The organism is Alteromonas sp. 5NW40-0090 (assembly GCF_057552975.1).
The window spans coordinates 53328-66362 of the sequence record NZ_BAAJLT010000017.1 but is presented as its reverse complement, the minus strand read 5'-3'; the positions used below and the strand labels follow the sequence as shown (position 1 = coordinate 66362).

10 protein-coding genes are annotated in these 13035 nt (G+C 45.6%); 2 read left to right on the top strand and 8 right to left on the bottom strand.

The window, feature by feature from the left end:
- Positions 1-297: 297 nt before the first annotated feature.
- Complete coding sequence (locus AC27KT_RS19030) at positions 298-3198, top strand: M16 family metallopeptidase (protein WP_487132568.1); 2901 nt, start codon at positions 298-300, stop codon at positions 3196-3198.
- Between the two features lie 198 nt (positions 3199-3396).
- On the opposite strand, the gene AC27KT_RS19025 is transcribed toward AC27KT_RS19030, so the two are convergent.
- Positions 3397-5532, bottom strand: coding sequence for a methyl-accepting chemotaxis protein (locus tag AC27KT_RS19025; protein WP_487132566.1), 2136 nt, complete (start codon positions 5530-5532; stop codon positions 3397-3399).
- A 310-nt stretch (positions 5533-5842) separates the two neighbouring features.
- Here AC27KT_RS19025 and AC27KT_RS19020 point away from each other — a divergent pair, with 310 nt between their 5' ends.
- A complete protein-coding gene (locus tag AC27KT_RS19020) occupies positions 5843-6688 on the top strand; it encodes a formate/nitrite transporter family protein (protein WP_487132564.1) in 846 nt (281 codons plus the stop codon).
- Positions 6689-6786: 98 nt separating this feature from the next.
- On the opposite strand, the gene hisIE is transcribed toward AC27KT_RS19020, so the two are convergent.
- Genes hisIE through hisD form a run of 7 tightly spaced genes read right to left on the bottom strand, consistent with a single transcriptional unit; the run spans position 6787 to position 13023 of the window.
- Positions 6787-7404: a bifunctional phosphoribosyl-AMP cyclohydrolase/phosphoribosyl-ATP diphosphatase HisIE gene (hisIE, locus tag AC27KT_RS19015; protein ID WP_487132562.1), complete on the bottom strand. Its 618-nt coding sequence runs from the start codon at positions 7402-7404 to the stop codon at positions 6787-6789.
- Complete coding sequence (gene hisF, locus AC27KT_RS19010) at positions 7401-8213, bottom strand: imidazole glycerol phosphate synthase subunit HisF (RefSeq protein ID WP_487132560.1); 813 nt, start codon at positions 8211-8213, stop codon at positions 7401-7403. Before hisF ends, hisIE begins: the two co-directional genes overlap by 4 nt.
- Positions 8195-8932, bottom strand: coding sequence for a 1-(5-phosphoribosyl)-5-[(5-phosphoribosylamino)methylideneamino]imidazole-4-carboxamide isomerase (hisA, locus tag AC27KT_RS19005; RefSeq protein WP_487132558.1), 738 nt, complete (start codon positions 8930-8932; stop codon positions 8195-8197). Before hisA ends, hisF begins: the two co-directional genes overlap by 19 nt.
- A complete protein-coding gene (hisH, locus tag AC27KT_RS19000; protein ID WP_487132556.1) occupies positions 8932-9573 on the bottom strand; it encodes an imidazole glycerol phosphate synthase subunit HisH in 642 nt (213 codons plus the stop codon). The genes hisA and hisH overlap by 1 nt, the downstream gene beginning before the upstream one ends.
- Positions 9573-10643, bottom strand: a complete 1071-nt coding sequence (gene hisB / locus AC27KT_RS18995; protein ID WP_487132554.1) for a bifunctional histidinol-phosphatase/imidazoleglycerol-phosphate dehydratase HisB — start codon at positions 10641-10643, stop codon at positions 9573-9575. The genes hisH and hisB overlap by 1 nt, the downstream gene beginning before the upstream one ends.
- Positions 10640-11719, bottom strand: a complete 1080-nt coding sequence (gene hisC, locus AC27KT_RS18990; protein ID WP_487132552.1) for a histidinol-phosphate transaminase — start codon at positions 11717-11719, stop codon at positions 10640-10642. Before hisC ends, hisB begins: the two co-directional genes overlap by 4 nt.
- Positions 11719-13023, bottom strand: coding sequence for a histidinol dehydrogenase (hisD, locus tag AC27KT_RS18985; RefSeq protein ID WP_487132550.1), 1305 nt, complete (start codon positions 13021-13023; stop codon positions 11719-11721). The genes hisC and hisD overlap by 1 nt, the downstream gene beginning before the upstream one ends.
- Positions 13024-13035: the final 12 nt, after the last annotated feature.

The following is a 13035-nucleotide window of genomic DNA, read 5'->3' as shown; positions in this document are numbered from 1 at the left end:
ACTCTTCTATTTATATAGAGAGCATTCAAGCCCGTTCGTTCCACTTCACGATTTGAAAAATGTAACTAACTGTGTCGTTGCGTGGTTAAAAAGAAATCAATTTCTATATTTTCATTCTCAATATTTTAAATAAATATTACATTAAATCAGTTGCTTAATTCGTTTTTGCGAGTGTTGTATCAAAGCGACATGGTTACGATTTACCTTGTTATCGCGTTAGGACTGAGCCTAATCTCGTGCACTGCCAGCGCACTTATGGTACTTGTTACACTTTTGGTTAGTGAAGAAATATGAACGATGCGTTCAAGATTAAATAGAAAACGAATATATGCTGCAGTCGCTGTGGGTGCACTAAGTGCAGTATCGATAGGATGTACCTATACCGCTCATGACTTACAAAAAAATCAGCCAGTTTCTGTTGAAGCAACTAATGCTGAATCTCAGAACGCTTCTTCAATCAACGTAGACTATGAACGGTTTACATTAGATAACGGACTTACCGTATTGCTTCACGTTGATAAGTCAGATCCCGTGGTGGCTGTCGCATTAACGGCCCATGTTGGCTCTGCTCGAGAAAAACAAGGCCGAACAGGTTTTGCCCACTTATTTGAGCACCTGCTTTTTCTTGAATCAGAGAACTTGGGTAAAGGTGGGTTAGATAAATTAAGCGCCAGAATTGGCGGCTCAGGTGCAAATGGTTCTACTAGTCGCGACAGCACCAATTATTACCAAACAGTACCTGCAGATGCGTTAGAAAAAATGATTTGGGCTGAAGCCGATAAACTAGGCTTCTTCATTAATACGGTAACCGAGCCCGTACTTGCTAAAGAAAAGCAGGTGGTAAAAAACGAGAAACGCCAGAGTGTTGATAATCGCCCCTACGGGCATAACCAATATGTAATTGATAAGAACCTTTACCCTGAAGGGCACCCCTATAGTTGGCAGGTTATCGGTTCACTTGAAGACTTACAAAGCGCAACGCTTGCCGATGTAAAAGCGTTTTTTAACACTTGGTACGTGCCTAATAATGTGGTGCTAACTATCGCTGGCGACATTGATATTGCTCAAACAAAGACGTGGGTCAAAAAGTACTTTGATGAGATACCCGCAGGTCAGCGCATCGATAAACTACCGCCGCAACCCGCAATCCTTACAGACACGATAAAACGGTTCCATGTTGATAACTTTGCACAGGCACCACTGCTCACCATGGTGTGGCCTACCGTACCCGAATATCACAATGACTATTACGCTTTACAAGTACTTTCTCAATACCTAAGCGAAGGCAAGAATGCGCCGCTGAATAGAGTACTTATTGATGAAAAGAAACTTACCAGTAATGTTTACCTGTACGGGTATGACGCGGAGGTAGCGGGCCAATTGCAACTGCAAGTTATGGCGTTTGACGGCGTTAATTTAAATACTGTTGCACAGGGCATAAGCGAGGCGTTTGCAGTCTTTGAAAAAGAGGGGATTTCTTTAGATGATTTAGCGCGAATAAAAGCTGGGCAAGAAACGGAATTTTATCAGGGACTTTCAAGCGTATTAGGCAAAGGCTTTCAGTTAGCACAATACGAAATTTTTGCAGGTGGTGCAGAGTTTATAAGCCAAGACGTTCAAAAAATATTAGGGGTTACGCAGCAAGACGTAAAGCGTGTGTATAACACCTACATTAAAAATAAACCTTTTGTTGCTACGAGCTTTGTACCTCAAGGTGAGCAGGATTTAGTGTTGAGCGGTTCGACAAAAGCCAACGTCGTTGAAGAGCAGATTGTGGCGGGCGCAGAAGAGAACTTCGATGCTTCTATTGCCGCTGAATTTGAACGGACACCCTCTACTTTTGATCGCACGCAAGAGCCTAAATATGGTGATAGCATAGATGTTTCTCCACCGAAGGTTTGGCAAAGCGCGCTATCTTCAGGAATTGAGATAACAGGTATCTCTAATAGCGAAGTGCCTCTCGTATCTTTTGAATTAAAGCTGGAAGGTGGAATGCTGCTTGACCCGAAAAATAAGCCGGGTACAGCAAACTTAGTAGCCGAAACGCTACTTAAAGGTACTGCAATCAAAACAGCTCAACAGCTCGAACAGGAAATCGAGCTATTAGGCGCGACTTTGGTGGCCAGCGCCTCTGAAACTGATATTACAATCAGTGGTACCGTACTTTCTAAACACTACGGTAAACTAATGGAGTTGGTTTCTGAAGTGTTGCTTTCCCCTCGATTTGATGAAGAAGAGTTTTATCTTGCGAAAGACGACGTGATAAACCAGATTGCACAAATCAAAGCAAACCCCAACGCTATAGCTTCGGTTGAGTTTAAAGCACTGCTCTACGGAAAAGGCCACCCATTTGCTCAAACCACACTCGGCGACATTGAGTCGGTTAATAATATTGTGCTCGACGACGTGAAAGTGTTTTATCGCAAAAACGTGTCTCCGTCTGTTGCTAAACTGCGGGTTGCAGGAGACATTCAACAGCAAGACGTTATCGCCGCACTAACAAAGCTCAACAAAAGTTGGGAGCTTAAAAAAGTAGCGTTACCCGAGGTTTATGAGCCAGCTTTACCTCAAAAAGCGCAACTGTTTTTCTACGACATTCCTAATGCTAAACAGTCTGTGCTGTATTTTGGGCATGCAGCTCCCAGCGTTAACCACCAAGATGCCTACAAGGTCAGCGTCATGAACTATCGTTTGGGCGGGGGAGGCTTTGCCTCTCAACTGATGCAAGAACTTCGTGAAAATAAAGGTTATACCTATGGTATTCGTTCGTCCTTCTCTAGTGATCAGTATTCAGGTGAATTTACTATCAGAAGCTCAGTACGTTCAAATGTGACTCTTGAAGCGACACAAGCGGTTATGGATATACTGAGGTCGTTCGATAAAAGTTACTCTAGTGAAGATCTAGCTGTTACAAAGGAGTTTACTCTCAAATCAGCTGCCCGTGCGTTTGAAACACTTGGAGCCAAACTCGACATGGTGGGTGAAATTAGTGACTTTGGCTTTGCTAATGATTATGTTTTAAAACAAGAAGCAGAGGTGAAGGCGCTGACAGTTGATGAGGTAAAACGCTTATATCGCGATTATGTGCACCCAGATAAGATGATTTATTTAATTGTTGGGGATAAAGCTACGCAGTTTGAACGTCTTGAGGCTCTTGGGCTCGGGAAGCCGATACTGCTAAATGCTGAGCAGGAATAAAGAGCAAGCGGAATAAAAGGGTAAGCGGAACAAAGGCTGCTTACCTTGCTTCAATTAACCTACTAAATAGAATGCAAAAGAAATGGCTCGCACCTAACAGTGCGAGCTATTTATGCATACTTTTTAAAGCTGTACGTGCTACAGCTCAACGCAGAAAGCAACACCAGTCAAGGCTATTTATTATATCAGCGCTGGGTACTACTGTGTTTTCAGTTTAGCCAAAAGCTGTTCCAATGTGCTAACGGCGGTAAAGATGGCCTTCGAACTCTCTGCCGATGCCTGTGAGTTGCTTGATACTTCAGATGTAGCGTTACCTATTACTACCATGTTTCTGTTGAGCTCTTCACTTACTTGGCTCTGTTCTTCCGCGGCTGCCGCCATTTGCGTCATGCGCTCACTGATCTCTCCTATTTGAAGTACCGTGGTTTGCATTTTTTCAAGGGCTGACTGGGAAAGCTGTGCTGCACCTTCAGCTTTCTGACTGCCGGTGTGTATGGTTGTTACCGTGTGATCAACTTCGCTTTGTAGTGCTGTAATCACCCTACCAATTTCACCTACCGATTCTGCTGTCTTAGAAGCAAGAGAGCGCACCTCGTCAGCAACTACACTGAATCCTCTTCCATTTTCTCCCGCACGTGCTGCTTCAATAGCGGCGTTTAGCGCCAAGAGATTGGTCTGGTCAGCTATCGCACCAATAACGTCAAGGATCTTTTTGATGTCAGCGCTTCGTTGAGAGACGGCTTGTACAGCGTCAGATGCGTTTTGCATTTCACTCGACAGTTCCATTACTGAATGGGTTGATTGGGAAATTTCACTTTCCGTTTGCTTTACAGAGTTTGTGGCGTTATCTGCATTGTTGGCGGCATCAGCGGCGGTTCGCGCCACCTCTTGAGCCGTTTGCGACATTTCAGTAATCGCGGTGACAACACTATCAATTTCAGCTTGTTGTACTTGAATTAAAGAATTCGTGCTCTGTGTGTGGCTTTGCGTTTGTTCACTTTGCGCCATGACTTGAGCGCACGACTGTTTTGCTTGCTCAAGCAACTCTCGTACTCTTTCTTTAAATAAGTTAAAAGCTTCGCTCAACTGAATAAGTTCAGCGTGAGAGTCAACGTGAATGTCTTGGGTCAGATCACCACCTTGACCTGCAAGCTCTTCCATTCTTTGAGCGACCTGTCGCACTGGCTGAATAATACTTTTTGTGAACACAAAAACCAGAGCAAGAGCAATTGCGGTACATACCATCGCTACAATTAGTTGGGTGGTTAATAATGAGGTTACTGACGAAGATATCATCGCCTCTAGTGAAGTGATGGGTGCCAGCGCATGCGTTTTATTGACGCCTACGATCATTTTCCATCTCACCTTTGCCACATTAAGCGATATATCTTGTGAAACATATAGCATACCGTCACTTTCATAGAGCCCTGATTGTTGGTCGGCATTGAGTAAGCGACTTGATTTCACTTCATCGCTAAATACTTCAGAAAATGGACGAGCTAACTTACTCTTTGCACTAGTTGCTGCAACCACTAATCCATTTTGGCTTACCACATAAACTTCAGCGTTACCGTCGTACAGCGATGCCTTTAGGCTTTCAGCTCGTTCTTGGATAATAGGGAGGTTTAAGTCAGTGCCTACCACTCCGCGAAAACGATTATTAGCAATGACCGGAACCGTAAGGCTTGTCATTAGTTCGCTGTAGCCCTCACGGATTTCGTATTTATAAGGGTTAGATACACACGGTGTAAGCGTTTCCTTGTTACACAGGTACCACTCTGCAGCCCTGAAGCCAAACTCATCTAAAGAAGAGTCATGTTTAAGCGTTGGATCGGTAATCAAAACCTGTTCGGGTTTATTGTTAGCGCCCTGAATGAAATAAACTTCAAAGCTTCCCGTGCCGGGAGTCGAATGGGTCTTTCCGCTGCTGTTTTCTGCTGCCTTGCCATCGAACAAATTAGCCTCAAACTGAGCGTACATACTTGATGTGACATTCGTTGTTAGCACACTTTTAACCAGTCTCTCAGCCTGCTCTCTACTTAACGACAATTCGTCGCTTGCTTCAATACTCGAGGTGAGCTGGGTTGCAAGCGCAGTCGGCAAGTAGTGGGCACTGTTAAGCAGGGCTTCTGTTTGCGCTGCAAATTGTGAAGCCTTGGCCGATACTGTCCTCTCTATTTGTTCGACAACTTCTGAATTAACGTGTTGATCGATCTTACGCTCTGTACTTTTAAGTAGCGCATAGCTTACGCCAATAAAAACCGTAGCAAGCAAGATAAAGAGTATGCCTACGACAGACATGAGTTTAGACGACAAGGAGTAGCTTTTTTTCATGGATAATAACTTAGCTGGGATGTGTGCAGCCCGCATGTAGCGGAACAATTATGTGAACGCTTTAGCGGATCCGTTTTCTATGGAATTCGGTCAAACGTAATTAGGTTAAGTGTAGGATGTTTTGATAATTATGCTTAGTTATTATACGTAAAACCTTATGTAAAGAATTGAAGAATGAGTTTTTTAATAAATACACAGGTATTTGGGCTTATACCTTTTTAGTTATGAGCGTGACCGAAATCGCTGGCGAATTACGTAGTTATTAATAGAGACAATATGTATAAGCAATGTAACGGACGAGACAAACTGGATGCCGGATAAAAAGAGTGAAGCAGGTAATCGACGTAAAGACGTGGCGTTGAGTCATACCGAAGAGAAAGACGTCAGAGATAATCAGAGTTTAAACTCTGTTTCTTTGTATGCGATTGTTCATAGGGAAGGGCTAGAAGAACTGCAGCGCCCGATGATGTCACTGTGGTGGTCTGGTGTTGCGGCAGGTATTGGTATTTCGTTGTCTATTCTGGCTGAAGGAATTCTACATCATCTTTTTATAAACTCTCCCAATCAGTTTGTTATCGAGAATTTAGGCTATACGGTTGGTTTTGTGCTGGTTATTGTTGGCCGACTTCAACTGTTTACCGAAAATACGCTTTCGGTCATTCTTCCCTTGTTAAGCAAGCCTTCATTCAATATGGGCTTTTGCATTGCGCGACTGTGGCTTATCGTTTTCGTCGCCAATATGTTCGGCACCTTTTTGGCCGCATTTTTCAGCTACAGCCTGCAAGCTGTTCCACCAGAGCTTGTAAAAGGGATGACTGCCATATCTGAGCACTATGCTAAATTATCACCGTCAGACGCCTTCTCATACGGCATTACGTCTGGGTTTATCATTGCCGCTATTGTGTGGATGAAGCCTTCGGTTAAGCATTCTCAAATATTGATGATCGTTATTTTTACCTACTTAATTGCTATAGGAAATTTCACGCACGTGATAGCCGGTTCAACCGAACTTTTCTTGTTAGCACTGCAAGATAAAATAAGCATTGTTGAAACCGTTTCTCTAATCGGCGCTACATTGCTTGGGAATATTGTTGGCGGAACAGGGTTGTTCGCACTTCTGGCTTACGGGCAGGTCGTTAGGGAAATCGAGAAATAGATACACAATAAAGTAAAAATTTAAAGCGTATAACAAAAATGCCCTTCGCGCAGAAAACGAGAAGGGCATTTTGAATAATAAACGAGCTTTTCAGCTGATTATTTATGGCGCACACGCAACACATTAAGTGCATCGTTTAACGACATATCGCTTGCTTGAAGCAGTACCGTTAAGTGGTATAGCAAATCAGCGGCTTCATTCTTTAGCTCTTCTTTGTCGTGTACAGTCGCAGCCAATGCGGTTTCTACGCCTTCTTCGCCTACCTTTTGTGCTATTCGCTTAATGCCTTTGTTGTAAAGGCTAGCGGTATAGCTGCTTTTAGGGTCGGCATCTTTACGGGCCGCCAATACTCGCTCTAAATCTGCAAGAAAGGTAAAGGCTGGTGTGTTGCCGTCAAACCAACAGCTTTCAACACCAGTGTGGCATGTCGGGCCGTTAGGGCTAGCTAGTACCAACAGTGAATCTTGGTCGCAATCGCAGGCAACGCTCACTAAATCTAGCGTGTTGCCAGACGTTTCACCCTTGGTCCAAAGGCGCTGCTTTGAGCGGCTGAAAAAGGTCACTTTACCCGTTTCAAGGGTTTTCGCTAGGGCGTCTTGGTCCATGTAGCCCTGCATTAATACTTTGCCCGATAGTGCGTCTTGCACAATGGCAGGTAGCAGGTTATCCATTTTGTCCCAAGCCAGTTTATTGCTGTTTTCGCTAGTAATGATCACGGGTTTACTCCTTCTGCTTGCGCCGTTAATCCGTGACGCTTACGCATGGCAACGCCATTGCTGGTTAACTCTGCTTTTAGCTCATCAATATTGATGATGCCCTTGTGAAATACAGACGCTGCAAGCGCGCCATCTACGTCGGCTTGTTGAAACACGTCCGTAAAGTGAGCAATTTCACCCGCACCACCAGAGGCAATCAGCGGCACTTCACAGACATCGCGCACGGCTTTCAGCTGCTTCACGTCATAGCCTTTGCGCACCCCGTCTTGGTTCATGCAGTTCAGTACAATTTCACCAGCACCGCGCGACTGAACTTCTTTGATCCAGTCGATGGTTTGCCATTGGCTTTTTTGCGTACGCGCTTCATCACCAGTAAATTTGTACACTTCGTATTGGTCGGTTGCTTCGTTATAGAAACTGTCGATACCAATCACTACGCACTGTTGACCGTATACGTCGTGTAGCTGGTTAATTAGATTTGGGTTATTAAGGGCTGGGGAGTTAATCGAAATCTTATCTGCACCCATTTCTAAAATGCGCCCAGCGTCTTCAATGCTTTTAATGCCGCCAGCAACACAAAATGGGATATCAATGACCTGTGCAATACGGCTTACCCAGCTTTTATCCACAACGCGAGCATCAGAGCTTGCGGTAATATCGTAAAATACCAATTCGTCGGCCCCCGCTTTTGCGTATTGCTCGGCAAGTGGCACAATGTCGCCAATGATTTCGTGGTTTCTAAACTGAACACCCTTAACCACTTTACCGTCGCGTACGTCTAAACACGGTATTATGCGTTTTGCCAGCATGCGATAGCCTCCTTCACCGTAAACTTGCCTTCAAGTAGTGCGCGACCTAGAATAACGCCGCCAACGTTTGTGGGCTTCAATGCTTCAATATCAGCAATGCTGCCAATACCGCCAGACGCTTGCCAGCTAACATGTGGAAAACGGTCTGCCATTTCTTGATACAACTCAGTGTTCGCGCCTTGTAGCGTACCGTCACGACTAATGTCGGTGCACAGTACGTGCTTTGCGCCAACTGAAGCGAAGTCTTCCAACAAGCCTTCAAGGGCTACACCAGAGTTCTCTTGCCAACCGTGGGTAGCGATAAGCTTTTCACCGCTATCGCTGATATTGATATCAAGGGCTAGTACAATGTGCTCAGGGCCGTATTTTTCTACCCAAGATTTTACAAGCTCGGGCTGTTTAACAGCTAACGAGCCAATAACCACGCGGCTTACGCCAGTTTCAAGTAGCTGCGCCACTTCCTCTTCGCTTCGAATACCGCCGCCAGCTTGAAACTTCATACGCTTAGTGTCGACCATAGACTTAATAAGGGAAAGCTGGCGCTTACTGGTGTCTTTGGCGCCGGTTAGGTCAACAATGTGTAGCCAGGTTGCACCTTGGTCAGCATAGTCGTGAACCACGTCTACTGGGTCCAGTTCGTATTGGGTTTTCTGCTCGTAGTCGCCTTGATAAAGGCGCACTACGTGTCCTTCAATAAGATCAATCGCTGGAATAATCATTATAGGTTCACAAAGTTAGTCAGTAGTTGTGCTCCGGCCTCGCCAGAACGCTCTGGGTGAAATTGCACCCCGTAAAAGTTGTCTTTATTTATGGCGGCTGAGAATGCGTTGCCATACGTGCAGCTTGCAAGCGTGTGCTCGTACTCAGGTACAGCAAAGCTATGCACAAAATAAAAGTACGTATCTTGCGGAATGCCTTTGAACAAACTTTCGTTGTTGTGACTGCTGTTATGAGAGACGGTGTTCCAACCCATGTGAGGTAAGCGTACACCCTTTGACTCCATACGCGCCACATGACCGGGCATAAGGTTTAAACAATCGATGTTGCCTGTACCTTGAAAACCGCCTTCCGCACTGGTTTTAACCATAAGCTGCATGCCTAAACAAACGCCTAGCACAGGTTGAGTAAGCGATTGAAGGGTCTCCACCAACGCTTTTTGCTTAATGCTTGCCATGGCTGCTGCCGCTGTACCTACGCCGGGTAAAAACACTTTGTCAGCGCTTTTTATTACGTTTACATCATCCGATACCTCTACTTCAACGCCTAGGCGCTCAAGGGCAAAGCGTACCGATGAAATATTGGCGCAGCCGGTGTTCACTATCACTATTTTTTGTCGCTGGCTGGGGTTTACCACTGACATTACAGTGCTCCTTTACTGCTTGGTAGTGCGTCGCCTTGGCGCGTAATAGCTTGGCGAAGGGCGCGGCCAAATACTTTAAATAAGCTCTCTACCTGGTGGTGTGCATTACCTTCGCTGGTGGAAAGGTGTAGCGATAGTCCCATGCTTTGCGCAAGCGAATAGAAAAAGTGCGGCACCATTTCTGTGGCCATTTCACCTACCTGATCGCGGCTAAATTCAGCGTCAAACTTAAGGTGTGGGCGGTTAGAAATATCCATAATACATTCCGCACGACATTCATCCATTGGCAAAGCAAACCCAAAACGACCAATACCGCGTTTGTCGCCCAGAGCCTTTTTAAGCGCTTCGCCAAGGGCAAGGGCGGTGTCTTCTACACTGTGGTGATCGTCAATGTGCAAATCGCCATTGGTAGTCAGGTTTAGCTCGATGCCACCGTGTGTCGCAATTTGGTCAAGCATGTGGTCAAAAAAGCCCATGCCGGTTTGAATTGTCGACTTAGCTTGCGAGTCTAAATCTACGCGAACGCGAATATCAGTTTCAGAGGTGGTACGCACGACTTCGGCAATACGCGAAGACGCTAACAAGCTTTTCTGAATATCGTTCCAGTTTAAACTTTCGCGGTTGTACTGGAAGCTACGAATACCCATATTCTCGGCAAGCTGCACGTCAGTAATTCTGTCACCAATCACAAAAGAGCGAGTAAAATCCACTTTGCCCTGCTGCAAGTATTCTTGCACTAAGCCAAGCTTGGGTTTGCGGCATGTGCAGTTATCAGCATCGAAGTGCGGGCAAATAAGCACGTCGTCAAACACTACGCCTTGGCTTTCAAAAATGGTCATCATGGCATTGTGTGGCTTGTCGAAGTCTTCTTGCGGGAAACTGTCTGTACCTAACCCGTCTTGGTTACTTACCATCACCAACTTAAAGCCTGCCGCTTTAAGCTTAAGTAGCACAGGAATAACGTTTGGCTCGAATACAAGCTTCTCTAAACTATCTAATTGCTTATCTACTGGCGGCTCTTCTACAAGTGTACCGTCGCGGTCAATAAATAAAATGGCTTGCTGACTCATGCCGCGTCCTCATTATTTTTAAATTCGTTAATTAGCTGCATTAAACGCTGGTTTTGCTCTTCAGTACCGATGCTTACGCGTAAACAGTTTTGTAAGTTAAGCTGTTTTGATTGGTCACGAATAAGCATGCCTTGACTTACCAAGTATTGCATTAAGGCTTGCGCTTTTGCGTAGCGGAATAAGATAAAGTTTGCTCGTCTATCACCCACTAATTCAAAGCCTTCAATAGATGCCAGCGCTTCGGCTAGGGCCTCTTTTTCTCGGTTGATGGTAGCCACCTGAAGCTCAAGTAACGTTAGCGACTCAGCCGATAATGCTTTTGCGGCAATCTGCGCCACTGGCTCTGGAATAGGATAGGGCGCTATTACTTTAAGCAGAGCTTGAATCACCGGTGCTTGGGCAAGTGTAAAACCACAGCGAAGGCCGGCAAGTGCAAACGCTTTAGACAGCGTACGAAGTACCACCAAATTCGAGTAGTTGTTAATCTCATTCACCCATGTGTTGTCGGCATCGAACTCAATGTAAGCTTCATCAACTACAACAAGCGCTTTATCGGCAAAGTGATTAAGCACAGTTTTAATGTCTTCGCGAGCGACCGGCGTACCGGTTGGATTATTTGGCGCACAGATAAAAATCACGTTAACGTCATCTTCAGCGCATACAGCATTCACGTTAAGACTGAAGTCGTCGTTAAGCGGCACTTTCTTAATGCCCACATCACAGGTTTCTGCGCTGATTGCATACATACCGTAGGTAGGCGGGCAAATCAAAATGCTGTCTTTACCCGGTGTACAGAAGGTACGGATAAGCAGTTCGATGCCTTCATCTGCCCCGCGGGTTACAATAAGCTGTGATTTATCTAGCCCTGCATAACTTGCGTAACCACTGACTACTGTTTCGGGCTGACACGATGGGTAGCGGTTAAAGTTACTGCTATCTACGCTGTATTCGTTTGCGTAAGGTGACTCGTTAGCATTAAGCCAGTCTTGGCCGCCCGAAAACAAGCGGCGAGCCGACTCATAAGGCTTTAGCGGCACTAAATTTTCGTTAATGAGGTTATCGATAAGTGCCGACATTAGGCGTCTCCTTGCTTAAGTGCCTGCATACGAAGTGCAACGGCCTGCTCGTGTGCATCTAAGCCCTCGGCAGCGGCCAGTGCCATAATCGCAGGGCCTAAATTACGCATGCCGTCTGCGCTTAGTTCTTGGATCGTGTAGCGGCGCATAAAGTCTAAAAGACCAAGGCTTGAGTAGTTCTTTGCATAGCCATAGGTAGGCAGTACGTGATTGGTTCCCGAAGCATAATCACCAGCAGACTCTGGTGACCACGGGCCTAAGAATATAGAGCCTGCATACTTAATTTTTGGCAAATAATCACGGGCATTCTCTATTTGTACAATTAAGTGCTCAGCCGCGTAGGCGTTACTTGCTTCAATGGCTTGTTCAATTGTATCGGCCAAAATATAGCGCGCATTTTCCATAGCAGGGCGGGCAATTTCAGCGCGAGATAGGGTTGCTAATTGGCGCTCAACCGCGGCTTTTGCTTCTTCAATAAGCGCAGCGCTGTTAGACACCAAAATAGCCTGCGAGTCTGGACCGTGCTCGGCTTGAGAAAGCAGGTCGGCTGCTACAAACTCAGGGTTTGCGAACTCATCAGCTAGTACCAATACTTCTGATGGACCAGCCGGCATATCAATAGCCGCGCCATCAGCACGTTGGCTTACTTGCTGTTTAGCTTCAGTCACAAAGCTGTTTCCTGGGCCGAAAATTTTATCAACCTGTGGAATGGTGTTTGTACCCAACGCCATAGCCGCAACAGCTTGAGCGCCACCACATAAAAAGATTTTGTCGATACCGCACTTTCTGGCCGCATAGGCAATTTCAGGTGCAATCAACTGCTCTCTATTTGGCGGTGTGCAGAGCAGTTTATTTTCACAACCTGCCACCAATGCAGGCACGCCCAGCATCAACACGGTAGAAGGAAGTGGTGCGCTGCCACCTGGAATATAAAGACCCACTGCATCAAGCGCGGTAAAGCGAAGCTCGCATTTAACGCCAGGCGTTGTGGTTAGCGCGATATCACTAGGTATTTGCGCTTCGTGAAACATTTTTATGTTGTTGAACGCAGTATCGATAGCACTTGCTACATCTGGCGTTACTTTCGCAGCAAGAGCATCAATGTTTTCTTGTGAAAGTACAAGGCTAGTTAAGTCTGGGCAGTCAAATTTACGTGTGTAATCAAGTACTGCCTCATCGCCTTCTTTTTCAACGCGGGCGATAATGTCGCCCACGGTCTGCTTTAACTGTTGGCTATTGGCCATAGCCGGGCGGGCTAGCGCCTGTTTTTTCTCATTTACCGAAAGAGATGACCAAGTAATCATAATTGCCTGCCT

Coding starts and splice junctions, on each gene's coding strand:
- AC27KT_RS19030 (WP_487132568.1), top strand. CDS start 298: ATGCGTTCAAGATTAAATAGAAAACGAATATATGCTGCAGTCGCTGTG.
- AC27KT_RS19025 (WP_487132566.1), bottom strand. CDS start 5,532: ATGAAAAAAAGCTACTCCTTGTCGTCTAAACTCATGTCTGTCGTAGGC.
- AC27KT_RS19020 (WP_487132564.1), top strand. CDS start 5,843: ATGCCGGATAAAAAGAGTGAAGCAGGTAATCGACGTAAAGACGTGGCG.
- hisF (WP_487132560.1), bottom strand. CDS start 8,213: ATGCTGGCAAAACGCATAATACCGTGTTTAGACGTACGCGACGGTAAA.
- hisA (WP_487132558.1), bottom strand. CDS start 8,932: ATGATTATTCCAGCGATTGATCTTATTGAAGGACACGTAGTGCGCCTT.
- hisH (WP_487132556.1), bottom strand. CDS start 9,573: ATGTCAGTGGTAAACCCCAGCCAGCGACAAAAAATAGTGATAGTGAAC.
- hisB (WP_487132554.1), bottom strand. CDS start 10,643: ATGAGTCAGCAAGCCATTTTATTTATTGACCGCGACGGTACACTTGTA.
- hisC (WP_487132552.1), bottom strand. CDS start 11,719: ATGTCGGCACTTATCGATAACCTCATTAACGAAAATTTAGTGCCGCTA.
- hisD (WP_487132550.1), bottom strand. CDS start 13,023: ATGATTACTTGGTCATCTCTTTCGGTAAATGAGAAAAAACAGGCGCTA.